Annotated in this window: 20 protein-coding genes; 12 read left to right on the top strand and 8 right to left on the bottom strand. The window is 69.1% G+C overall.

All coding sequences use genetic code 11. From position 1 onward, the window contains the following. Positions 1–1,080 carry an NAD(P)H-dependent amine dehydrogenase family protein gene (locus BN977_RS30580; protein WP_036403843.1) on the bottom strand — a complete coding sequence of 360 codons (1,080 nt, stop codon included), beginning with the start codon at positions 1,078–1,080 and terminating at the stop codon, positions 1–3. Between the two features lie 258 nt (positions 1,081–1,338). On the opposite strand from BN977_RS30580, the gene BN977_RS30575 reads away from it, so the two are divergent. Further along, complete coding sequence (locus BN977_RS30575; RefSeq protein WP_024450284.1) at positions 1,339–3,174, top strand: acyl-CoA dehydrogenase; 1,836 nt, start codon at positions 1,339–1,341, stop codon at positions 3,172–3,174. 98 nt (positions 3,175–3,272) lie between these two features. Here the strand turns inward: BN977_RS30575 and BN977_RS30570 are convergent, their stop codons facing one another. After that, the gene (locus BN977_RS30570) at positions 3,273–4,127 is read right to left on the bottom strand and encodes an endonuclease domain-containing protein (RefSeq protein WP_036403841.1); all 855 of its coding nucleotides are present in this window, start codon (positions 4,125–4,127) and stop codon (positions 3,273–3,275) included. A 212-nt stretch (positions 4,128–4,339) separates the two neighbouring features. Between BN977_RS30570 and BN977_RS30565 the strand changes: the two genes are divergently transcribed. Together BN977_RS30565 and BN977_RS30560 are read left to right on the top strand one after the other, a co-directional pair. Beyond that, positions 4,340–4,939, top strand: a complete 600-nt coding sequence (locus BN977_RS30565) for a ClpP family protease (RefSeq protein ID WP_024450286.1) — start codon at positions 4,340–4,342, stop codon at positions 4,937–4,939. Positions 4,940–4,967: 28 nt separating this feature from the next. Then, the gene (locus BN977_RS30560; protein WP_024450287.1) at positions 4,968–5,561 is read left to right on the top strand and encodes a ClpP family protease; all 594 of its coding nucleotides are present in this window, start codon (positions 4,968–4,970) and stop codon (positions 5,559–5,561) included. On the opposite strand, the gene BN977_RS30555 is transcribed toward BN977_RS30560, so the two are convergent. Then, entirely contained in the window at positions 5,558–5,893 is a 336-nt protein-coding gene (locus BN977_RS30555) for a helix-turn-helix domain-containing protein (RefSeq protein ID WP_036404976.1), read from the bottom strand. The two genes, BN977_RS30560 and BN977_RS30555, sit on opposite strands and share 4 nt — an antisense overlap. 220 nt (positions 5,894–6,113) lie before the next feature. Then, positions 6,114–7,022: a TIGR03564 family F420-dependent LLM class oxidoreductase gene (locus BN977_RS30550; RefSeq protein ID WP_036403839.1), complete on the bottom strand. Its 909-nt coding sequence runs from the start codon at positions 7,020–7,022 to the stop codon at positions 6,114–6,116. Positions 7,023–7,048: 26 nt separating this feature from the next. Between BN977_RS30550 and BN977_RS30545 the strand changes: the two genes are divergently transcribed. Together BN977_RS30545 and BN977_RS30540 are read left to right on the top strand one after the other, a co-directional pair. Further along, positions 7,049–8,170 (top strand): TDT family transporter, encoded by a 1,122-nt coding sequence (locus BN977_RS30545; protein ID WP_036403838.1) that lies wholly within the window; start codon positions 7,049–7,051, stop codon positions 8,168–8,170. Between the two features lie 196 nt (positions 8,171–8,366). Beyond that, on the top strand, positions 8,367–9,035 hold the full coding sequence (locus BN977_RS30540; RefSeq protein WP_036403836.1) for an RsiV family protein: 669 nt from the start codon (positions 8,367–8,369) through the stop codon (positions 9,033–9,035). On the opposite strand, the gene BN977_RS30535 is transcribed toward BN977_RS30540, so the two are convergent. Continuing rightward, positions 9,032–10,330, bottom strand: coding sequence for an acetyl-CoA C-acetyltransferase (locus BN977_RS30535; protein WP_024450292.1), 1,299 nt, complete (start codon positions 10,328–10,330; stop codon positions 9,032–9,034). The genes BN977_RS30540 and BN977_RS30535 overlap by 4 nt on opposite strands. Before the next feature lie 46 nt (positions 10,331–10,376). Between BN977_RS30535 and BN977_RS30530 the strand changes: the two genes are divergently transcribed. Together BN977_RS30530 and BN977_RS30525 are read left to right on the top strand one after the other, a co-directional pair. Then, the gene (locus BN977_RS30530) at positions 10,377–11,729 is read left to right on the top strand and encodes a 3-oxoacyl-ACP reductase (protein ID WP_024450293.1); all 1,353 of its coding nucleotides are present in this window, start codon (positions 10,377–10,379) and stop codon (positions 11,727–11,729) included. A 4-nt stretch (positions 11,730–11,733) separates the two neighbouring features. Further along, on the top strand, positions 11,734–12,579 hold the full coding sequence (locus BN977_RS30525; RefSeq protein WP_024450294.1) for a MaoC/PaaZ C-terminal domain-containing protein: 846 nt from the start codon (positions 11,734–11,736) through the stop codon (positions 12,577–12,579). 20 nt (positions 12,580–12,599) lie between these two features. Here the strand turns inward: BN977_RS30525 and BN977_RS30520 are convergent, their stop codons facing one another. The 3 genes from BN977_RS30520 to BN977_RS30510 are packed head-to-tail and all read right to left on the bottom strand — an operon-like array spanning position 12,600 to position 14,903. Beyond that, a complete protein-coding gene (locus tag BN977_RS30520) occupies positions 12,600–13,202 on the bottom strand; it encodes a TetR/AcrR family transcriptional regulator (RefSeq protein WP_036403834.1) in 603 nt (200 codons plus the stop codon). A gap of 37 nt (positions 13,203–13,239) precedes the next feature. Next, positions 13,240–14,106 carry a MurR/RpiR family transcriptional regulator gene (locus tag BN977_RS30515; protein WP_234709694.1) on the bottom strand — a complete coding sequence of 289 codons (867 nt, stop codon included), beginning with the start codon at positions 14,104–14,106 and terminating at the stop codon, positions 13,240–13,242. Positions 14,107–14,111: 5 nt separating this feature from the next. Further along, entirely contained in the window at positions 14,112–14,903 is a 792-nt protein-coding gene (locus BN977_RS30510; protein ID WP_036403832.1) for a class II glutamine amidotransferase, read from the bottom strand. A gap of 124 nt (positions 14,904–15,027) precedes the next feature. Between BN977_RS30510 and BN977_RS30505 the strand changes: the two genes are divergently transcribed. From BN977_RS30505 to BN977_RS30485, 5 genes are read left to right on the top strand one after another with little or no spacing between them, the layout of a single operon-like run. Continuing rightward, positions 15,028–16,344: a type I glutamate--ammonia ligase gene (locus tag BN977_RS30505; RefSeq protein ID WP_036403830.1), complete on the top strand. Its 1,317-nt coding sequence runs from the start codon at positions 15,028–15,030 to the stop codon at positions 16,342–16,344. Positions 16,345–16,367: 23 nt separating this feature from the next. Then, the gene (locus tag BN977_RS30500) at positions 16,368–17,849 is read left to right on the top strand and encodes an APC family permease (RefSeq protein ID WP_036403828.1); all 1,482 of its coding nucleotides are present in this window, start codon (positions 16,368–16,370) and stop codon (positions 17,847–17,849) included. Further along, entirely contained in the window at positions 17,846–19,135 is a 1,290-nt protein-coding gene (locus BN977_RS30495) for an aspartate aminotransferase family protein (RefSeq protein ID WP_036403826.1), read from the top strand. The genes BN977_RS30500 and BN977_RS30495 overlap by 4 nt, the downstream gene beginning before the upstream one ends. Further along, complete coding sequence (locus tag BN977_RS30490) at positions 19,122–20,288, top strand: amidohydrolase family protein (RefSeq protein WP_036403824.1); 1,167 nt, start codon at positions 19,122–19,124, stop codon at positions 20,286–20,288. The genes BN977_RS30495 and BN977_RS30490 overlap by 14 nt, the downstream gene beginning before the upstream one ends. Further along, positions 20,285–21,736, top strand: a complete 1,452-nt coding sequence (locus BN977_RS30485; protein ID WP_036403822.1) for an aminotransferase class I/II-fold pyridoxal phosphate-dependent enzyme — start codon at positions 20,285–20,287, stop codon at positions 21,734–21,736. Before BN977_RS30490 ends, BN977_RS30485 begins: the two co-directional genes overlap by 4 nt. The last annotated feature ends 4 nt before the right edge of the window (positions 21,737–21,740 follow it).

The raw sequence follows: 21,740 nt of genomic DNA, 5'->3' as shown, positions 1-21,740 counted from the left end.
TCAGGCCCAGCGCGTCGCCTCCACGTCGGCAGGCAGCGCCGAGCGCAGCGGCACATCCAGCCCGTCGTAGATACCGGCGGGCTGGGTGGCCAGCCATTCGACGGCACCCAGCAGCCGGTTGGCGGCGGTGGTGTTGCCGCCGTCGGCGCGGGTGCCGCCCGGGACGTCGGCGCGGGTGGTGATGGTCAGCTGCGGGTCGCCGTCGACGATGACGCGGTGATCGCCCACCCCTTGGTCGGGTTGCGGCCAGTGCGGGGCACACGACGGGTGGATGCGGGTGATGTGCTCGATGACCACCCGCCGCTCGCCGGCCGACCAGCCGATCACCTTGAGGTAGAACGCGCCCTGGGTGCCCTTCTCGAACGGGCCGAGCACGGTGTCGACGGTCTCGTCCAGGGGCAGCCGCTCGACCTCTTCGGTGATCTCGTCGATCTCGATGCCCAGCCCGCGGCCGATCATCCGGACGTTGCCGCCCCACACCATCGTGGGGATCGTCGGGAGCAGCATCATCGGGGTCTCGTCCATGGCGCCGCCGAAACCACAGGACACCTTGACGGCGAACGGCTGGTTGTAGGTGGAGTAGTCGAAGATCTCCTGACAGGTGATGGTCTTGATGCGGGTGCACAGGCTGGCGGCCGTCACGGCGAGCGCGTCGTTACCCCAGCCCGGGTCGACACCGCTGACCAACAACGACGCCTGCCCGGCTTGGGCGGCGGCGGTGAGCCGCTCGACCCACTCCGGCGGCGCCGAGCGCGGGTCGTAGAGCGAATACAGCGACGGCGTCACCACATGTGCGCCGGACTTCAGCGCGCGCTCGATATCCGCGATGGCCTCCTCGGGCCGGATGTCACCGGAGGCCATATAGGCCACCGCGTCGGCCGCGCCCAGCGCCGCGTCGACATCGGTGGTGGCGGCGATGCCGGTCAGGCCCGGCAGCCCGGCGAACACCGCCGCGTCCCGGCCCGCCTTCTCGGCGGAGGAGGTGATCACCCCGGCCAGCTGCAGCCCGGGAAAGGCGAGTGCCGAACGGATCGTCGTCGAGCCCATGTTTCCGGTTCCCCATACCACCACGCGTCTCATTCGCCTCACATTAGAGGTTTGATGGGCGTTTCCGTGGCGAGCATCACAGATCGCCTGTTTTGGCACGTCAGACGGCAAAAACAGGCGTCGCAAGCGGCCCGATCAACCAGCGGGTTGGTTCGCTGGCGCAAATTTGCTCAACACCCCTTTGAGTTGGGGTTACCGGACGGTATAGTTCATATCAGTTACTGGTGGGTAACTTAGCGTGGCGTGAGTCCAAGTACCCAACCGACAGTTCCATCTCATTGAGGAGAAACCGTGGGGCACTACAAGAGCAACGTCCGTGACCAGGTCTTTACCCTGTTCGACGTACTTGGTCTCGACAAGGCGCTCGGCGCCGGCTCGTTCAGCGACCTGGATGCCGATACCGCCAAGGAGATGATCTCCGAGATGGCGCGGCTGGCCGAGGGCCCGGTCGCCGATTCGTTCGCCGACGGCGACCGCAACCCGCCGGTGTTCGATCCCAAGACGCACACCGTCAAGCTGCCCGAGTCGTTCAAGAAGTCGGTCAAGGTCACCATCGAGGGCGGCTGGAACAAGGTCAGCCTCGACGAGGAACTCGGCGGCGTGCCCGCCCCCAAGGCGCTGCTGTGGACGCTCAACGAGCACATCCTCGGCGCCAACCCCGCCGTCTGGATGTACGCCGGCGGTGCGGCGTTCGCGCAGATCTTCGCGCACAACGCCACCGACGAGCAGAAGAAGTGGGCCGTCATCGCCGCCGAGCGCGAGTGGGGCGCCACCATGGTGCTGACCGAGCCCGACGCGGGCTCCGACGTCGGCGCCGGCCGCACCAAGGCGATCAAGCAGGAGGACGGCTCCTGGCACATCGACGGCGTGAAGCGCTTCATCACCTCCGCCGAGGCCGATGACATGTTCGAGAACATCTTCCACCTGGTGCTGGCCCGCCCCGAGGGCGCCGGCCCGGGCACCAAGGGTCTGTCGCTGTTCTTCGTGCCCAAGTTCCTCTTCGACTTCGAGACCGGTGAGCTGGGCGAGCGCAACGGCGTCTACGTCACCAACGTCGAGCACAAGATGGGCCTGAAGGTCTCGGCCACCTGTGAGCTGACCTTCGGCCAGCACGACAAGCCCGCCGTCGGCTGGCTGGTCGGCGAGGTGCACAACGGCATCGCGCAGATGTTCGACGTCATCGAGCAGGCCCGCATGATGGTCGGCACCAAGGCCATCGCCACCCTGTCCACCGGTTACCTGAACGCCCTGGAGTACGCCAAGGAGCGCGTGCAGGGTGCCGACCTGACCCAGATGACCGACAAGACCGCTCCGCGCGTGACCATCACGCACCACCCGGACGTGCGTCGTTCGCTGATGACCCAGAAGGCCTACGCGGAGGGCATGCGCGCGCTGTACATGTACACCGCGACGTTCCAGGACGCCGAGGTGGCGCAGGCCCTGCACGGGGTGGACGAGAACCTGGCGCTGCGGGTCAACGACCTGCTACTGCCGATCGTGAAGGGCTACGGCTCCGAGCAGGCCTACGCCAAGCTCACCGAGTCGCTGCAGACCTTCGGTGGGTCCGGCTTCCTGCAGGACTACCCGATCGAGCAGTACATCCGCGACGCCAAGATCGACTCGCTGTACGAAGGCACCACCGCCATCCAGGCGCAGGACTTCTTCTTCCGCAAGATCATCCGCGACAAGGGCCAGGCGCTGTCCTACGTGGCCGGCGAGATCGACACGTTCATCAAGAACGAGTCGGGCAACGGCCGCCTGAAGACCGAGCGTGCGCTGCTGGCCACCGCCCTGGAGGACGTGCAGGGCATGGCCGCCACCCTGACCGGCTACCTGATGGCCGCGCAGGAGGACACCGCCAGCATCTACAAGGTGGGCCTGGGCTCGGTGCGGTTCCTGCTCGCCGTCGGCGACCTGATGGTCGGCTGGCTGCTGCAGCGTGAGGCCGCCGTCGCGATCGAGCAGCTGGATGCCGGTGCGTCCGGTGAGGACAAGAAGTTCCTCGACGGCAAGGTTGCGGCCGCGTCGTTCTTCGCGAAGAACTTCCTGCCGCTGCTGACCAGCACCCGCGTCGTCATCGACGGTATCGACAACGAGGTCATGGAGCTGGACGAAGCCTCCTTCTGACCCCTTCTGCGACAAGAGCCCCAGGTCTTCGGCCTGGGGCTCTTGTCGTTCGTGTTGAGTTGCCGCTGAGGGCGCAAAAGTGCGAGAAGGGTGCGCCCTCAGCGACAAGTCAACGCAGACAGGCGGCGCCATTCCCGATTCACCCGAGCCACGACGCCCGGTCGGCGGTGCCCGGCGGCGACCCGGACCACCGTCCACCCCACGCTCGCGATGTAGTCGTGCCGCTGGATGTCGTAGCCCAACGTGCCGGCATGCTGCGCGCCGTCGTACTCGACGGCCAGTTTGAGGTGCTCCCACCCCATGTCGAGGTAGTACAGCGGAAATCCGTCGATACCCGGCACCGCAATCTGCGTCTGCGGCCGCGGGAAACCGTCCCGGATGAGCATCAGTCGCAACCAGGTTTCTTTCGGCGACTCCGCACCCCGGTCGAACAGTGCGAGTGCGTCATCCAGCTGGCGAAGGCCACGGGCGTGTCGGTGTTGCGCCGCGACCGCTGCGACGTCGTCTGCGCCGACATGCGTCGCACGCGCCAGGGCGTCCAGTCGGGCAACCGCTTCGTCGACGCCGCCACGCCGCCCGAGATCGAAGGCCGTGCGTGCCGCCGTGGTGACCGGCAATCCGTCGATCGTCGTCACCTCGTCGGGATAGACCAGTTCGTTTCGGGTGACGACGCCTTTCGGTGCTTTGGCGTTGACGTGGACGAGCTCAACCGGAACGCCGTCGTCCACCCATCTCGCGTGGTGCAACGCCGACGCCGCAAGCCCCGCGACCACCGCCTGGCGTCCCGACCACAGCCAGGCCGCGGCGGTGCGCTGTCGTAACGACAATTGGATGCCCTTGCCGACGTAGACGTTCGGCAGGATCGCCCGGTAATGCCTGCGCAGTTCGTATCGGGTGAGTGCACCGGAGGCCAAGGCTTCACTACCGATGAAGGGCCCGGTTTCGGTATCCATGGCCGTACCTTGGCGCGCTGCTGTGACGGTCGGGTGCACCGGGCAGCGCCCCCGGCCGTCCGGTGTTGGATGAATCCGGCACTGGGGATGAGTTCACTTGGCGCTGGTGGCGGAAAAGTGCGAGAAGCCAACGCCCTCAGCGACAAGTCAACGGGTTCTGCTCAGAGCAGCGTGGGCTGGGCGACAGGCGCGTCAGGCGGCAAGGTCGAGGCATGTCCGAGAAACCACCCTTGTTCAGCCGGCAATTACGCGAAGACCTGTTCCGCAAGCGCGTCGTGGTGCTCGACGGGGCACTCGACGACGACAACGGCACCGTCCTGGTCACCCAGTTCCTCACCCTGGCCGCCGATTCCAGCGACGACATCTGGTTGTGGATCCACTCCCCCGGCGGTTCGGTGCCCGCCATGCTGGCCATCAGGGACGTGATCCGGCTGGTGCCCGCCGAGGTCGGCACGCTGGCCCTCGGGTTGGCCTGCAGCGCAGGGCAATTCCTACTGTCGTCGGGCACGCCCGGGAAGCGCTTCGCACTGCCGCACGCCCGCATCCTGATGCACCAGGGCTCGGCGGGCATCGCCGGCTCGGCCGTCGAGGTGGAGGTGCAGGCCGACGATCTGCGGCACACCCGCGACACCGTGCTCGGCCTGATCGCCGCCGACACCGGCCAAGACCTCGAGCGCATCTTCACCGACTCGCTGCACGACCGCTGGTTCACCGCCGAGCAGGCGCGTGAGTACGGATTCATCGACCACGTCGTCGAGGACTTCGCGCAGATCACGCCGAATCGCAAGCAACAGTTGGGAATTCACGCATGAGCGAGGCTTGCCGAGGGAATCGACAGATATGAGCACCTACACCATCCCCAACGTCATCACCCGCACCACCGGTGGCGAGCGCATCATGGACGTGTACTCGCACCTGCTCAGCGAGCGCATCGTCTACCTGGGCACCGCGATCGATCCGGGTGTCGCCAACGCGCTCATCGCGCAGCTGCTGCATCTGGAGGCCGACAACCCCGAGCAGGAGATCGCGCTGTACATCAACTCCGAGGGTGGGGACCTGTCGGCCATGCTGGCGGTGTACGACACCATGCGCTTCATCAAGGCACCGGTCGCGACGACGTGCATCGGTCAGGCCGTCGCGGCGGGCGCGGTGCTGCTGGCCGCCGGCGCACCGGGCAGGCGATCGGTGCTGCCGCACACCAGGGTGGTGCTGCACCAGCCCGCCGCACAGGGCCGCGGCACCATCCCCGACCTGATCCTGCAGGCCGACGAGGTGGCGCGGGTGCGCAATCAACTGGAGAACATCCTGGCCCGGCACACCGGGCGCAGCACCGAGCAACTGCGGCACGACACCGACCGGGATCGCGTCTTCGACGCCGAGGCGGCGGTGGCCTACGGTCTGGCCGACCGGGTGCTCGACCAGCGGAACGGCTAGGCCGCCAACAACATCGGGCCGGACGCCGGACGCCCTGCGGGACGGCTGAGGTCGGCCGAGATGCCGCCGAGCAGGCGCACCAGATCGGTGCCCAGCGCCCCGCACACCGCGGCGATCATCTCGCTGGACGGCTCCTTGCGGCCCCGCTCGATCTCGGAGAGGTACTGAGGTGACACGCCGGCCCGCTCGGCCACGTCGACCAGGCGCTGCTCTTGGCGCTGGCGGGTGGCCCGCAGACGACGGCCCAGCGCCTCGCGCCACAGTGGTTCCAGCGGCTCCGGTGCGCGCCGGTGAGGGTGGATACCGGGATGGATACGAATGACCTCGCCCATGTCAGCATCCTCGCCGTTATCGCGGCGGCGTGCGGGCGTGTTCACCATGAGCACAAAAATGGGCGGGTTCGGGAAGGACACTTGAGGGGCGTCTTCTTTACCTTGCGGTATGGCACGCGGCCGGATCTTCTCCTCTGTTCCGGCTCTTTGGATCTGTCACTTCCCGAACCCGTCGTGCGGTCGACAGTACACCTGTGATCAAGATCACACCAGAGCTTTTTCAGTCCGAATCCAGCGTCCGCAGCAGGGCCCTGGTACGGGCCCTGACCTCGGGCGATGCATCGAAGGGCACGCCGACGTACTCGTCGACGCCGGCGGCGCGCAGCTCCTCGACGCGGGCGGTGACCGTCGCCTCGTCGCCGATCAGGGCGGCGTCGGCCGGACCGGCGTACCCCTCGCGTTCCAGCATCGCCCGGTACGACGGCAGGTGGCCGTACATCGCGAACTGCTCGGCGGCCTGCGCCCGGGCTCCGTCGACGTCGTCGGTGACGGCCACCGGCAGCGCGGCGACCACCCGCACCGGCCGGTCGCCCGCCGCGGCCCGCAACGCGGGCCCGACGTGACCGCCGAGGGTCTTCGGTCCGGTCATCCACGTCACGGTGCCGGCGGTGCGCCGGCCGGCGATCTTGAGCAACTGCGGTCCCAGCGCGGCGATATAGACGTCGGGGCGTGGCGCGCCCGGGATCTGCACCGCGCCGCGGGTGGTGACGGTCTCGCCCGTCGCGTCCGCCGGCTCACCGGCCAGCAGCGGCAGCAACCCGTCGAGGTACTCGTTGAGACGGCGCACCGGCTTGTCCCACGGGATGCCCCACATGCCCTCGGTGACGGCGGCGTGCGTCATGCCCAGCCCGAGGATGAACCGTCCACCGGCGATCAGGTTCACGGTCAGCGCACGTTGGGCCATCAGCATCGGATGCAGGTTCTGGATGGGAACCACACCGGTACCCACCTCGATGCCGTCCACCTCCCGCAGTGCGACCGCCAGCACGGTGAGAAGGTCTGGCTCATAAGGCATCTGGGTCATCCAGACGCGCCGGAAACCCTCGTCGCGGGCCTGGGCCAGGAAGTCCACGGTGGCGTCGACCGGCGAACCGCCACCGCTCAACGATCCGATGAGGCTGATCTGCATGACACGCTCCTGTTGAATGTCGCACCATGACCTCTGAGCAGTCGCGGCTGGGGAACTTCGGGCCGAACTGGTTCGCATCGGTGATGGGGACGGGCATCGTTGCTACCGCGGGCGCGACATTACCGATTCACGTGCCCGGCTTGCGTGGGTTCTCCGAAGCGGTGTGGGTGGCGGCCGCGGTGCTGCTGGTCGTGCTGGCGGTGGCGGTGACAGCGCAGTGGGTGCGCCATCCGACCGTGGCGCGCAGTCACGTGCGCAACCCGCAGATGACGCACTTCTACGGTGCCGCGCCGATGGCCCTGCTGACCGTCGGGGCCGGCGCGACCCTGGTCGGCCGGGACTTGATCGGCGAGCGGCTGGCCGTGGACATCGACTGGCTGCTGTGGACCGCGGGCACGATCGGCGGGTTGTTCACCGCGATGACGATTCCGTTCGTCATGTTCACCCGGATCGACGTCGGGCCCGACGCGGCGTTCGGCGGCTGGCTCATGCCGGTGGTGCCGCCGATGGTGTCGGCCGCCGGCGGCGCCCTGTTGATCCCGCACATGGCGCCGGGCACCGGGCGCACCACCATGCTCTACGGCTGTTACGCGATGTTCGGTCTGTCGCTGATCGCCGCGCTGATCATCATCAGCATGATCTGGAGCCGGCTGGCCCATTACGGGACGTCCGGGACGGCGCGGGTGCCGACGCTGTGGATCGTGCTGGGGCCGCTGGGGCAGGGCATCACCGCGGCCGGGCTGCTCGGCGCCAACGCCGCGCTGGCCGCTCCCCCCGACGTGGCGGCCGGGATGCGGGTGTTCGCGGTCCTGTTCGGCGTCCCGGTGTGGGGTTTCGCCGTGTTGTGGATCGCGCTGGCCACCGCGCTGACGGTCCGGACGTTGCGCCGCGGGATGCCGTTCGCGCTGACCTGGTGGAGCCTGACGTTCCCGGTCGGCACCTTCGTCACGGGCACCACCCAACTGGCCGCTCACACCGGGCTGCCGGCGTTCCGGGTCGCGGCGGTGGTGGCCTACGTCGGGCTGCTGTGCACGTGGGGGCTGGTGGCGGTGCGGACCGCGCGGGCAAGCGTGGCCGGCAGCCTGTTCGCACCGGCCGCGGCGGGGCCGATCAGGGCGTCGAAGGAAGTCAGGAGAACCGAGAACTAATCCTGGGCGAGCGAAGCGACGGGAAAACCAAAAGAGCCCCGTGTTGCCGTCGGGTCGGGGGGTCAGACGGCAACACGGAGCTATCCGGTGTATCGACGCGGCTCCGGCGGGTGTTACACACCTTCGGAAAAAAATTTCCGCCGGATCACCGGACGCCCCAAGAAAGCGCCAAGCCGCTGGTCGCAGGCTTTCCGGCATGAGCGCACGAGCCTGCATCGCCGCCGCACTGACATTGGTCGTGGCGGTGTTCGCGGCACCCGCGGCGGATGCGGAGTCGCCGTGCGCCGACCTGGGCGGCACGGTCGACGCGGGAACATGCGAGGTGCACATCAGCACGTCCGGCTACACCGTGGACATCAGGGTGCCGACGGATTACCCGGATCAGCGCGCCGTCTTCGACGCGCTCACCCGGGAACGCGACGGCATGGCCGACTGGTACGCGACCTACGGTGCCGACGGGCGCGGCCGGCCCTACCAGCTCGATATCAGCGCGCAGTCGCTGCGCTCCAGCCGCACCGCATCGCTGGTGCTGCGGGCCGACAACGACGCCGGCCTGGCCAACCAGGGCCATCCCGACACGACGTACACGGCCTTCAACTACGACCTGGAGGCGCACACCCCGATCACGTTCGAGACGTACTTCACGCCCGGCGCCGAGGCGGTGCTGAACCCGCTGGTCGAGCGCGAGTTCGGGAACCGCCCCGGAACGCCGGTGCGCGAGCTGACCGCCGGCACGTACCGCAATTTCGCGATCACCGACGACGCCGTCATCTTCTTCTTCGGGCAGGACGAGGTGATCGCCGATCACGCCGGACCGCATCGGCTGTCCGTGCCGCGCGGCCAGCTCGCCGGCGTTCTCGCCTAGGCCTCCAGGATGGCGGTGACGCCCTGGCCACCCGCGGCGCAGATCGAGATGAGGCCGCGCACCGGCTGACCGGTTTGCTTCTTCTTCTCGGCGAGCTGCTTGGCCAGCTGGGCGACGATGCGCCCACCGGTCGCGGCGAACGGGTGCCCGGCGGCCAGCGACGAACCGTTGACGTTGAGCTTGCTGCGGTCGATGCTGCCCAGCGCCTGGTCCAGCCCGAGGCGTTCCTTGCAGTATTCGTCGGACTCCCAGGCCGCCAGCGTGGCCAGCACCACCGAGGCGAAGGCCTCGTGGATCTCGTAGAAGTCGAAGTCCTGCAGGGTCAGGCCGTTGCGGGCGAGCAGCCGCGGCACCGCGTAGGTGGGCGCCATCAGCAGCCCGTCGGGGCCGTTGACGTAGTCCACGGCGGCGGTCTCGGCGTCGACGAAGTAGGCCAGCACCGGCAGGTTGCGTTCGGCCGCCCACTCCTCGGTGGCCAGCAGGGCCACCGACGCGCCGTCGGTGAGCGGGGTGGAGTTGCCCGCGGTCATGGTGGCGTCGCCGTTGCGCACGCCGAAGACCGGCTTCAGCTTGGCCAGTTTCTCGGGGCTGGACTCGGGGCGCAGGTTGTTGTCGCGGTACAGGCCGAGGAAGCCGGTGACCAGGTCGTCGAAGAAGCCGCGGTCATAGGCGGCGGCCATGTTGCGGTGGCTGGCGGCGGCGAGCTCGTCCTGGTCGACGCGTTTGACGCCGAATTCCTTGGCGGTGATCGCGGCGTGTTCGCCCATCGACAGCCCGGTGCGCGGTTCCCCGTTGGTGGGGATCTCCACGCCGATGGCCGCGGGCAGCTTGCCGACCAGCTTGAGCCGGTCCAGGTTGGACTTGCTGCGGCGCAGGCTCAGCAGCACCTGACGCAGGTTGTCACCGAACGCGATGGGGGCGTCGGAGGTGGTGTCCACCCCGCCGGCGATACCGGAGTCGAACTGACCCAACGCGATGCCGTTGGCGACCGCGATGGCCGACTGCAGTCCGGTGCCGCAGGCCTGCTGCAGGTCATAGGCGGGCGTGTAGGGCGACAACGCGCTGCCCAGCACGCATTCGCGCACCAGGTTGAAGTCGCGGCTGTGCTTGAGCACCGCACCACCGACGACCATGCCGATGCGCTCCCCGGAGAGGTGGAAACGATCGACCAGACCGTCCAGGGCGGCGGTGAACATATCCTGGTTCGAGGCGTTGGCGTAGGCGCCGTCCGAGCGGGCGAAGGGGATCCGGTTACCACCGAGGATCGCGACGCGGCGAGAATTCGTGTTAGCCATATCCCAATGTTACCCGGCGTTCTTACTCTGGAGTAAGTTAGATCTCATGGCTTCCGATTTGTTCACCCAAGTGGTCAACTCCGGGCCCGGATCGTTCCTGGCCAAGCAACTGGGCGTACCCCAGCCCGAAACCCTGCGTCGTTACCAGCCGGGTCAGCCGCCGCTGGCCGGTTCGCTGTTGATCGGCGGGGAGGGTCGCGTGGTGGAACCGCTGCGCGCCGCCCTGGCCGACGACTACGACGTCGTGTCCAACAACATCGGCGGGCGGTGGGCCGACTCGTTCGGCGGGCTGGTGTTCGACGCCACCGGCATCACCGAGCCGGCGGGCCTCAAGGCGCTCTACGAGTTCTTCACCCCGGTGCTGCGCAACCTCGGCCCCTCCGGCCGCGTCGTCGTCATCGGCACCACCCCCTCCGAGGCGGCCACCGCGCACGAGCACATCGTGCAGCGGGCGCTGGAGGGCTTCACCCGCTCACTGGGCAAGGAGCTGCGCCGCGGCGCGACGGTCTCGCTGGTGTACCTGGCCGCCGACGCCAAGGCGGGCGCGACGGGGCTGGAGTCCACGCTGCGCTTCATCCTGTCCGGCAAGTCCGCCTATGTGGACGGCCAGGTGTACCGGGTCGGCGCGGCCGATTCGGTACCGCCCGCCGACTGGGACAAGCCGCTGGCCGGCAAGGTCGCCGTGGTGACCGGGGCGGCCCGCGGGATCGGTGCCACCATCGCCGAGGTGTTCGCCCGTGACGGCGCCGCGGTGGTGGCCGTCGACGTGCCACAGGCCGAAGAGGCGCTGCGCCAGACCGCCGACAAGGTCGGTGGCACCGCGCTCACGCTGGACGTCACCTCCGACGGCGCGGTCGACGCCATCGTCGCCCACCTCAAGGAACACCATGGCGGCAAGCTGGACGTGCTGGTGAACAACGCCGGCATCACCCGCGACAAGCTGCTGGCCAATATGGACGAATCCCGTTGGGACGCCGTAATTGCGGTGAATCTGCTGGCCCCGCTGAATCTGACCGAAGGCCTGGTGGCCGCCGGCGCGCTCGGCGAGGGCGGCCGGGTGGTCGGGCTGTCGTCGATGGCCGGTATCGCCGGTAACCGCGGTCAGACCAACTACGCCACCACCAAGGCGGGCATGATCGGCATCGCCGAGACGCTGGCCCCGACGCTGGCCGAGAAGGGCATCACCATCAACGCGGTGGCACCCGGGTTCATCGAGACCAAGATGACCGAGGCCATCCCGCTGGCCACCCGCGAGGTGGGCCGCCGGTTGAACTCGTTGTTCCAGGGCGGCCAGCCGGTCGACGTGGCCGAACTCATCGCCTACTTCGCCAGCCCGGCATCGAATGCGGTGACCGGCAACACGATCCGGGTCTGCGGCCAGGCCCTGCTGGGGGCGTGACGGAATGGGTGATCAGCCCAACGGCCTGCTGAACATGGCGCGGGCGGTGGCCGGTGCGCTGCCGTTCGTGCCGCGCGGTGACGGCCTGCCGGACCGAACGGTGCACGTCGCCGATCTGCACATCGACGCGGCCAACGTCGCGGCCTACGCCCACGTGACGGGTCTGCGGTTCGGCGACACCGTGCCGCTGACGTATCCGTTCGCGCTGACCTTCCCGACGGTGATGTCACTGGTCACCGGGTTCGACTTCCCTTTCGCCGCAATGGGTTCGGTGCACATCGAGAACCAGATCACCCAATACCGCCCGATCGCGGTCAGTGACACCCTCGACGTGGCGGTGCACGCGGAGAATCTCCGCGAGCACCGCAAGGGTCTGCTCGTCGACATCGTCACCGAGGTGAAGATCGGCAACGACGTGGCCTGGCACCAGATCACCACGTTCCTGCACCAGCAGCGCACCAGCCTGTCCGGCGAACCGCGACCCGAACCGGCCAAGGCGCCCAAGCTGCCACCGCCGAATGCGGTGCTCTCGATCAGCCCCGGGCAGATCCGCTCGTACGCCACCATCGGCGGCGACCACAACCCGATCCACACGAACTCGTTGGGCGCCAAGCTGTTCGGCTTCCCCACGGTGATCGCGCACGGCATGTACAGCGCCGCCGCGGTGCTGGGCAACATCGAGGGTCAGCTGCCCGACGCGGTGGCCTATCACGTGAAGTTCGGCAAGCCGGTGCTGCTGCCGGCCAAGGCGGGGCTGTGGGTGGACCGGGATGCCGACGGCTGGGAGCTGGCGCTGCGTCACCTGAAGAAGGGTTATCCGCACCTGACCGCGACGGTTCGGGGACTCTGACCGGGAAGTAAGGCCTTCGCTCAGGCCTTCTCGGATGGGCGACCCTTCAGGCCGCGCCAGAACAGGTTGATCATCAGCTCGGTGGCGTCGTGCACGTCGGCGTCACCGGTGCTGACCCTGTCGGCGATGGCCTCGCCCGCACCCACCAGGGCCACCGCCATCATGTTGAAATCGGCGTCGGGCTCCGGGTTGCGGGTGCCGGACTGCAACAACCGGCCGACCAGTTCGATGATGCGCTCGCGGCCCTCACGCACGGTGTGGGCGAAGGCCTGTGAACTGGTGGCCTGGCTGTAGAGCACGATCCAGGAGGACCGGTTCTTGTCGATATAGCCGAGGAACGCCCCGACGGCGTTGCGCAGCATGTCTTTCGGACTCAGCGTGAAGTCGATCTCGCTGCGCACCACCTCGACGAACCGATTCAGTTCCCGGTCCAGGCAGGCGCCGAACAGCTCCTCCTTGGAGCCGTAGTACAGATACAGCATCGGCTTGGAGATCTGGGCCTGCCCGGCAATGGCATCCATCGACGTCTCGTGATAGCCGTTGACGGAGAACATCTGCACGGCGGCGTCGAGCATCTGCTGCTCACGCACCGCGCGCGGCAACCGCTTCGTTCCACCTGCCATTCGTCCAGGGTATGCAATGCCCTGTCCGGTTCCCCACTCAGGACAGCAACTCGCCGCGGCGCTGCTCCTCCCACAGCGCCATCCTGGTCCTGGCCGGCTCGCCGATCGCGTCCATCACCAACGGCACCAGCAGTTCGGTCAGCAGGAAACCGGCCGCCATGCTCTGGTAGGTCGTCCCCACCGTGCTGGACGCCGCCAGCACCACCTCGGCATCCGGGGCGACCGGACACGCCAGGTCGTCGGTGATCAACAGCACCGTGGCACCGGCCCGGTGCACCCGGCCGGCCAACTCGGCGGCGCTGCGCTGGTAGCGGTGGTAATCGAACAGCACCAGCACATCGGAGCGGTTCAGTTCCAGCAGCGCCCCGAGGTCGGCACCGGTGGGGTCGGCCAGCACCCGCAGCCCGGGCCGCAGCTGTTCCAGATGCGCGGCCAGATGCACCGCCAGCAGGTGCGAGAACCGTCCGCCGTGTAGATAGATGGTCCGGTTGGTATCCGCGAGCAGCGCCACGGCCGCCTCCAGCGCGGCGGCGGGCAGTTGGGCCAGTGTCTCGGCGGCCCGGTCGTTCTGGGCTCGGCCCTGCTGCAGCAGCCGGTCCAGCGCGCTGCCGGCCGGCGGCGCGTCGGGCAGCCTGGTGATCGGGCCGTTGGAGCGGGCCGACAGCTCGGCCCGCAGCGCCACCTGCAGGTCGGCGAAACCGTCGTAACCGAGGGACTGCGCGAACCGCAACACGGTCGGCGGGCTCACCTCGGCGCGCTGCGCCAGCCGGGCCGCACTGGCCAGCCCGGCACTCGGGTAGTCGGCCAGCAGCGCGCGCCCGACGCGCCGTTCGGCCTTGCTCAAAGTGGACAGCGCGGCATTGGTCCGCTCCGCAACGGATTCCGGGTGCTGCACGTCGGCCACGGATGTCAATCTGCCATGACCGGCAACGTCGTCATCGTCAGGTCCCGCAACGAGATCGCGGTGACGCTCTCCGGCGGCAACGGCTGCCAATCCAGGTCACCGAACCCGGTGGACCCGATGACCAGGGCACCGCTGCCGGTGCGGGCCCAGCGCAGCCCGAAATAGTCCTCCAGGTGTTCGGTGGGCAGATCTGCGGCGGTGATCTCGGCGACGTCCTCGACCGACAGCCTGCTGTGCGCATTGGCATGCACCGCGATGAGTTGCCCCTCGCCGAGGATGAGGGCGTTGAGGCTGGCGTCGGGGTAGGGCGTGCGCAGCCGGGCCACCGCGGCACGCACGGCGGAGGCGAGATCGGGCGCGCGCCGTCGATACGCCCGGATGACGGCGAAGTAGCGTTCGCTGTCGGTGGTGCCACCGAGCGTCCCGGCCAGGTCGGGTTCCAGCAGGGCGTCGAGTGCGTCGGTCGGTTTGATGGAGCCGTTGTGCGCCATGGCCAGCCCATCGGCCAGGAAGGGGTGCGAGTTCTCCGGTTGCACCGCGAGACCGCTTGTGGCCCACCGTAGATGGACCAGCGTGCCGTTGGATCGCCAGTCGCGCATGATGGCCGCGAAATCGGGATCGTCGATCGCGCTGTCGGCGCTGACGTGGACGCGCGGATGGTCACCGTCGCCGGCCGCGACACCCCACCCGTCGCCGTGCACCTTGGTGAGCGCCACGAAGTCCTTCAGGACGTGAGCGCCCACCGCGCCCTCCACCGTGATCGGTTCGGTCGACACCACACCGAGCAGTCGGCACACCGCGGCCCCCTCTCCTCGGCTCGCACCGAAAATTTTACGAATATTTCTCGGATGGACGCATCTTAAAGACTCTGAAACATTTATGACATAGCGTTCCCCTGGAATCACCCCGGAGGAGGTCGTCATGCCCGACATCAGCGAGCAACTGCGCACGGAACTGCGTGCCGAGGGCGTCGAACTGGTGGCCGGCTCACTGACCGACCTGGCCGGGGTCACCCGCGCCAAGTACGTGCCGCTGCGCCGCCTCGACTCCTTCGTGACGTCCGGGATGGGGGTGTCGCCGTCGTGGAGCGTCTTCTGTGTGGACAGCGGGATCGCCTTCACCCCGACCATCGGGGTGGTCGGCGACCAGCGACTGCGCATCGACCCGGCCGACCTGCATGCCATCGGTGACGGCATCGCCTGGGCCCCGGCCAGTCTCGGCGACCAGGACGGCGCCGCGGCACCGCTGTGCGCGCGGTCCTTGCTGCGCGGCGCCGAACAGGCGCTGGCCCGACGCGGGCTGACCGCCCTGGTGGGCGCCGAACTGGAATGCACCATGCTGGCTCCGGATGGCGGTCACGCCACGGCCGAGCCGTGGTCGCCGTACGGCATCCGGACCTCACTGGACCGCTCGGCGTTCCTGGCCGACCTGGCCGTCGCCGCGGAACGGTCCGGCCTGAGCATCGAACAACTGCACACCGAATACGGCCACGACCAGCTCGAGGTGTCGCTGGCACCGGCCACCCCGGTGGCGGCCGCCGACGCCGTCATCCTGGCCCGGATCGTCATCGGGCGCACCGCCGCCCGGCACGGGCTGAAGATCTCGTTCTCCCCCGTGCCGTTCTTCGGTGAAGCGGGCAACGGCGCACACCTGCACCTGTCCCTGGCCGACGCGCAGGGGCCCTTGTTCTCCGGCGGCGACGGACCGCACGGCATGCGCACCGACGGCGCCGCCGCGATCGCCGGCGTGTTGGACACCTTGCCTGATCTGCTTGCGGTGTACGCCGGTTCGGTGCTGTCGGCGACCCGGCTCAAGCCGGGCAACTGGGCCGGCGCAGCGCGCTGCTGGGGGCTGGAGAACCGCGAGGCCGCGGTGCGCTTCGTCGCCGCCACCGCCGGAAACCCGCACGGCGCCAACGTCGAACTGAAGATCATCGACCCCAGCGCCAACCCCTACCTGGCGACGCTGGGCTTCCTGGGCAGTGCGCTGCGCGGTATCGAGCGCGGCCTGCCGTTACCGGCAGAGGTCACCGACAACCCGGCGGGCGTCGCCGAGCCGCTGCCCGCCGACCAGGCATACGTGCTGGACACCTTCGAATCCTCCTCCGCCGCTGCAGAACTGCTCACCTCGGCCGTCGTCGAAGGTGTGCTCGCGGTGCGCCGTTACGAACTGACCACCTACGGCACCCGTCCACCGGCCGACACCATCGCGGCGCTGCGGCTGGCCTGGAGCTGTTGACCCCCAACCGAAAGGGCACCTCGATGAGCACGGAAACCACACCCGAACACGACCAACTGACCCGGCGCCGGCTGCCCTTCTGGGTGGCGCTCGCCCTGTCGGTCGCCACCGTCGGCCCGACCCTGGCCATGTCCGGCAACGGGCAGGGGCTGATCGCCACCGTGGGCAAGGCCCTGCCCCTGGTGTTCGTCATCGGCCTGGTGGGCGTGGCGCTGGTGGGCTACAGCTTTGTCCGGCTGACCCGCCACCTCAACCACGCCGGGTCGGCCTACGCCCTGGTGGGCGGCACCGTCGGGCCCCGCACCGGCTTCTTCTCCGGCTTCGCGATGCTGGGCGCCTACGTCGGATTCTCCATCGGCACCCTGGCGCTGACGGCCGCCTTCACCAACGCATTCATCGCCCAACTGCAGGCCGGCTCCGACCATCCCTACCAACTGCCGTGGCTGGTACCCGTGGTGATCGGTGCCGCCGTCTCGTTCCTGTTGGCCGGCCGCGACGTGCGGTTGCTGGCCAAGATCCTGCTGGCGATCGAGGGCATCGGCATCCTCGCCATGGTCATCCTGGTGATCGTGATCTTCGCCCGTGGCGGGGCGCCGTCGACCGGTGTCGATTTCAGCGTGTTCTCCTTCTCCGGCGGGGTGTCCCCGTCGGCGGTGCTGTCCGGCGTGGTGGCGGCGTTCCTGTCCTGGGCCGGGTTCGAGGCCTGCGCGTCGATGGGCGAGGAAACCGACAACCCGGGCCGCAACATCCCGCGGGCGCTCGGCGGCACCCTGATCCTCACCGGTGTGCTGTTCGTCGTCGTGATGTTCGCCCAGGTCATCGGATTCGGTACGGACGAGGCCGGATTGGCGGCGTTTCAGGGTTCCGGGAACACCCTCGGCGACCTGGGCAGCACCTATATCGGCCAGTGGTTCAGCCTGCTGATCATCTTCACCGCGACGGTGGCCGCCTTCGGGTGCCACATGGCCACCGCCGCCACCTCGGGCCGGATGCTGTACGCCTTCGGCCGCGACGGATTCGGCCCGCGGTCGCTGGCGCACATCCACCCGTCCACCGGCGGACCGCGCCGGGCGACCTGGCTGGTGGTCGGGCTGGCGCTGGTGGTGGACCTGGTCTGCGGGCTGGCCGGTTGGCCGGACATGGGCACCGGAAACCCGGCTATCGACACCTACTTCCTGTTCGCCGTCGCCGGGTCGGTGTGCCTGATGGTGTGCTATCTGCTCGTCGAGATCGCCGCCGCGTGGTTCGTCGGCGCCCCGAAATTCGTTGCCGTACACGGCGGCCACGGGAAGGTGGCCGGGCTGGTGCTGCCCCTGCTGGGTGCCGTGGTGATCGCGGTGGTGCTGTGGTTCAACGTCAAGGACGCCCAAACCTGGACCGCCGCCCCGCTTCTGGGCGTGTACTGGTGCCTGGTCGGGTTGGTGATCGCGCTGGCCGCCTCGGGCATCGCCAAACGGGTCGGCCAGTCACTGACCGCCGAACTGCAACTGCCGGGCGCGCCGTGACGGCCACCCTCTACGCCCGTGACGAGGCCGTGATCGCGGGAATCGAGAAACTGCGGTTCTATCCGCTGGAAGTGGTGGCCGGGCACGGCAGCACACTGGTGACACCGGACGGCCGCGAGTTGCTGGACCTGTCGGCGACGTGGACGGCCTCGGGGCTCGGGCACGGGCACCCGGCGGTCGTGGAGGCGGTCAGTAGGGCGGTGCGCACCGCCCCGGGCTCGGGCGGATTGTCCGCCGTGCACCCGGATTCGGTGGGACTGGCCGAGGACCTGCTCGCCCTGGTGCCCGGCGACGGTGAGCGCCGGGTCTACCTGGGCCACGCCGGATCCGATGCCAACGACGTGGCGTTGCGGGCCTGCCGGCACGCCACCGGCCGGCGCCGGGTGGTGGCCTTCGAGCACAGCTACCACGGCGGTGTCGGCGTCGCGATGGGGGTGTCCGGTGTGCACGTCGACGCCGGCGTGGCACCCGACGCCGACGTGGCATTCCTGCCCTACCCCAACCCCTTTCGGCCGTCCGGACTTGACGACGCCGGACACTGCCTGGCCCTGGCCGAGGAGCACCTGGCGGCCGGTGACGTCGCCTGCCTGATCGTGGAGCCCATCCTGTCCGACGGCGGGCTGGTGGTGCCGCCCGACGGATTCCTGGCCCGGCTGCACGAGGTGTGCCGGCGCTTCGCGGTGCCGATGATCTGTGACGAGGTCAAGATGGGCCTGGGCCGCCCGGGCACCCTGCACGCCTTCGAGCACGACGGCGTGGTGCCCGACATCGTCACCTTCGGCAAGGTGCTCGGCGGCGGCCTGCCGCTCTCGGCCGCGGTGGGTCCGGCCGCGGTGCTGGACGCCCCACCGGCGGCGGCGCTGCTGACGACGGCGGGCAACCCGGTGTGCACGGCGGCCGGCCGGGCCGTGCTGGCGACCATCGTCGGCGAGCAGTTGCCCGAACGGGCGGCGAAAGTCGGCGCCGTCCTACGGAAGGCGTTGCAGGAATTGGATTCCGACCGCATCGGGGACGTGCGCGGTCGCGGTCTGGCCATCGGGCTGGAGCTCGTGGACCCGGCCACCGGTGACCGTGATCCGCGGCTGGCGGCGCAGGTGGTGTACCGCGCCTGGCAGCTCGGCGTGGTGGTGTTCTACGTCGGCGGCAACGTCCTGGAGATCACGCCGCCGCTGGTGCTCACCGAGGCCGAGGCGCTGCGGGCCGCGGAGATCGTCGGAGCCGCCATCGCCGATGCCGCGGCGGGTAGCGTCGACGCCGAGGAGGTGGCCCGCTATGCCGGGTGGTGAGGTGCTCGATGTCTTCGATCGGGTGGACGTGCCGGACGGGCTGGCCGATCATCTGCGTACCGTCGCGTTGATCGACCATCACGTGCACGGGGTGTTCGACCAACCGGTCGACCGCGCCGGTTTCGAGCAGTCCATCAACGAGGGGTCCAACGACCCCATTCCCGACTTCATGACCCAATTCGATTCTCCGCTGGGCCTTTCCATCCGCCGCTGGTGCGCCCCGCTGCTGGGACTGGAGGCCTTCGCCGACGCCGACACGTACTGGAAGCGCCGGGCCGAGCTCAGCCCGGCCGAGCTGGCCGAACTGCTGCTGCCGGCCGCGGGCATCGAGCGCTGGGTGGTGGACACCGGATTCAAGGGTGACCTGATCACCACCCCGCAGCGGCTCACCGAGCTGAGCGGCCGACCGTCGTCGTCGATCCTGCGGCTGGAACGGCTCGCCGAGGAACTGCTCGAGGACGGCACGGCCGCACAGGATTTCCCCGCGGCGTTCCGTGCGCGCCTGGCCGCCGCGGTCGACGACCCGGACACCGTGGGCACCAAGACCATCGCCGCGTACCGCACCGGTTTCGACATCGACTGGTCGCGGCCCCCGGACGAACTGGTCGTGCAGCATGCCCGTGAGCTGGCCGCACGCGGGTCGCTGCGCCTGGACAGCCCCGTGCTGATCGCCTTCGGCGTGCACGAGGCCGCCGAGCGCGGGCTGCCGATCCAGGTGCACGTGGGCTTCGGTGACCGTGATCTGGACCTGCACCGCACCGATCCGCTGCTGTTGTTGCCGCTGCTGCGCACCATGGCACCGGTGCCGGTGCTGCTGCTGCACTGCTACCCGTTCCACCGGCAGGCCGGATATCTGGCGCAGGCCTTCGACCACGTGAATTTCGATGTCGGGCTGGGGATCAACTATCTGGGCGTGCGGTCCACCGGGTTGGTGGCCGAGGCGATGGAGACGGCGCCGTTCGCCAAACAGCTGTTCTCCTCGGACGCGTTCGGCCCGCCCGAACTGCATGTGCTGGGCTCGGTGCTGTGGCGCCGCGCCATGGGGATCGAGCTCGGCGGCTGGATCCGGCACGGCGACTGCACGGTAGCCGACGCCATCCGGATCGTCGACCTGATCGGCGTGCACAACGCCACCCGGGTGTACGGGCTTTGAACCAGTCTGAGGCGCCGCTGCTGGAGGCGTTGCGCGCCTTCGTCGAACGTGGGCAGGCGCCGTTCTACAGTCCGGGGCACAAGGGCGGCCGGTCGCTGGACCCCTGGCTGCGGACGCACATCGCCGAGGTGGATCTGAACAACCTGCCCGACCTGGACACCCTGCACTGCCCCGAGGGCCCGATCGCCGACGCCGAGCGGCTGATAGCCCAGGCGTGGGGCACCGGCCAGAGTTTCATCATGGTGCAGGGCTCCACCGGCGGAAACATCGCGGTGGCGTTGAGCGCGCTGCGTCCCGGCGAAACCGTTCTGGTGCAACGCAATGCGCACAAGTCGGTGCTGGCCGGGCTGGTGCAGTCCGGGGCCAGGCCGGTGTGGCTGGAACCGCAGTGGGACGCCCGCTTCGGCGTCGCGCACGGACTGAGCGTCACCGTCGTCGAGCAGGCGTTGCGGGACACCGGCGCCACGGCACTCTGGTTGTTGCACCCCACCTATTACGGCACCACCGCCGATATCGCGGCGCTGTCCGCCCTGTGCCGCAGCCACGGGGCCAGGCTGTTGGTGGACGGCGCGCACTCACCACACTTCGGCTTCCACGACGAGCTACCCCCGGCCGCCGAGCGAACCGGGGCGGCGGCGACGGTGCAGTCGGTGCACAAGATCCTCTCCGGCCTGAGCCAGGCCGCGGTGCTGCACATCGACCCGGCGCAGCTGGATCCGGCGGCGGTGCGGCGGGCGTTGCAACTGGTACAGACCACCAGCCCGCATTTCGCCATCATGGCGTCGATCGACACGGCGCGCCGCGAGATGGCCTGTGCGGGAACCGAACTGCTCAGCGCAACCCTGCGGCGGGCACGGGCGGCGGCCGCGCGGATCGAGGCGATCCCGGGGCTGCGCGTGTTGCGCCCGTCCGACGCCACCGGCCCGGAATCCGGTTTCTGCCATCTGGACGAGACCAAGCTGCTGGTCGGCACCGGGGGCCTGGCCGCCGACGCCAGGGACGTGCTGGTCCGGCTGAATCGCGTGCACGGGGTGCAACCCGAACTCAGCGGGCCGGGCCACCTGCTGTGCATCACGACGATCGGCAACACCGATCACGATATGGACCGCCTGGTCGACGGATTCGCCGAGGCTTCGGCGCATTTCGGCACGCGTGTCGATGCGGGCGGCGACGCCGGTCTGGTCGCCGACCTGCTGGGCCTGCGGCCCGAGCCGGTGCTGACCCCGCGTGAGGCGTTCTTCGCAGCCGACGAGGCGGTGGCGCTGGCCGCGGCCACCGGCCGGGTGTCCGCCGAGGCCATCACGCCGTATCCGCCGGGGATACCGTTGGTGATGCCGGGCGAGCGCCTGACCGCCGAGGCGGTTGCCCTGCTGCGGGCGTTGGCCGCGGCGGGCACGCCCATCAGCGCATCGGATCCGTCGCTGCAGCACGTCCTGGTGGTGCGCTGAACCG

Source organism: Mycolicibacterium cosmeticum, assembly GCF_000613185.1.
In the GTDB taxonomy this organism is placed as follows: domain Bacteria; phylum Actinomycetota; class Actinomycetes; order Mycobacteriales; family Mycobacteriaceae; genus Mycobacterium; species Mycobacterium cosmeticum.
The sequence above is the reverse complement of the archived record's forward strand: the minus strand, read 5'-3'. Positions and strand labels throughout refer to the sequence as shown.

What these genes read in the sequence shown, in the direction of transcription:
- BN977_RS30580 (WP_036403843.1), bottom strand. Translation starts at nt 1,080, where the DNA reads ATGAGACGCGTGGTGGTATGGGGAACCGGAAACATGGGCTCGACGACG.
- BN977_RS30570 (WP_036403841.1), bottom strand. Translation starts at nt 4,127, where the DNA reads ATGGATACCGAAACCGGGCCCTTCATCGGTAGTGAAGCCTTGGCCTCC.
- BN977_RS30565 (WP_024450286.1), top strand. Translation starts at nt 4,340, where the DNA reads ATGTCCGAGAAACCACCCTTGTTCAGCCGGCAATTACGCGAAGACCTG.
- BN977_RS30560 (WP_024450287.1), top strand. Translation starts at nt 4,968, where the DNA reads ATGAGCACCTACACCATCCCCAACGTCATCACCCGCACCACCGGTGGC.
- BN977_RS30555 (WP_036404976.1), bottom strand. Translation starts at nt 5,893, where the DNA reads ATGGGCGAGGTCATTCGTATCCATCCCGGTATCCACCCTCACCGGCGC.
- BN977_RS30550 (WP_036403839.1), bottom strand. Translation starts at nt 7,022, where the DNA reads ATGCAGATCAGCCTCATCGGATCGTTGAGCGGTGGCGGTTCGCCGGTC.
- BN977_RS30545 (WP_036403838.1), top strand. Translation starts at nt 7,049, where the DNA reads ATGACCTCTGAGCAGTCGCGGCTGGGGAACTTCGGGCCGAACTGGTTC.
- BN977_RS30540 (WP_036403836.1), top strand. Translation starts at nt 8,367, where the DNA reads ATGAGCGCACGAGCCTGCATCGCCGCCGCACTGACATTGGTCGTGGCG.
- BN977_RS30535 (WP_024450292.1), bottom strand. Translation starts at nt 10,330, where the DNA reads ATGGCTAACACGAATTCTCGCCGCGTCGCGATCCTCGGTGGTAACCGG.
- BN977_RS30530 (WP_024450293.1), top strand. Translation starts at nt 10,377, where the DNA reads ATGGCTTCCGATTTGTTCACCCAAGTGGTCAACTCCGGGCCCGGATCG.
- BN977_RS30525 (WP_024450294.1), top strand. Translation starts at nt 11,734, where the DNA reads ATGGGTGATCAGCCCAACGGCCTGCTGAACATGGCGCGGGCGGTGGCC.
- BN977_RS30520 (WP_036403834.1), bottom strand. Translation starts at nt 13,202, where the DNA reads ATGGCAGGTGGAACGAAGCGGTTGCCGCGCGCGGTGCGTGAGCAGCAG.
- BN977_RS30505 (WP_036403830.1), top strand. Translation starts at nt 15,028, where the DNA reads ATGCCCGACATCAGCGAGCAACTGCGCACGGAACTGCGTGCCGAGGGC.
- BN977_RS30500 (WP_036403828.1), top strand. Translation starts at nt 16,368, where the DNA reads ATGAGCACGGAAACCACACCCGAACACGACCAACTGACCCGGCGCCGG.
- BN977_RS30490 (WP_036403824.1), top strand. Translation starts at nt 19,122, where the DNA reads ATGCCGGGTGGTGAGGTGCTCGATGTCTTCGATCGGGTGGACGTGCCG.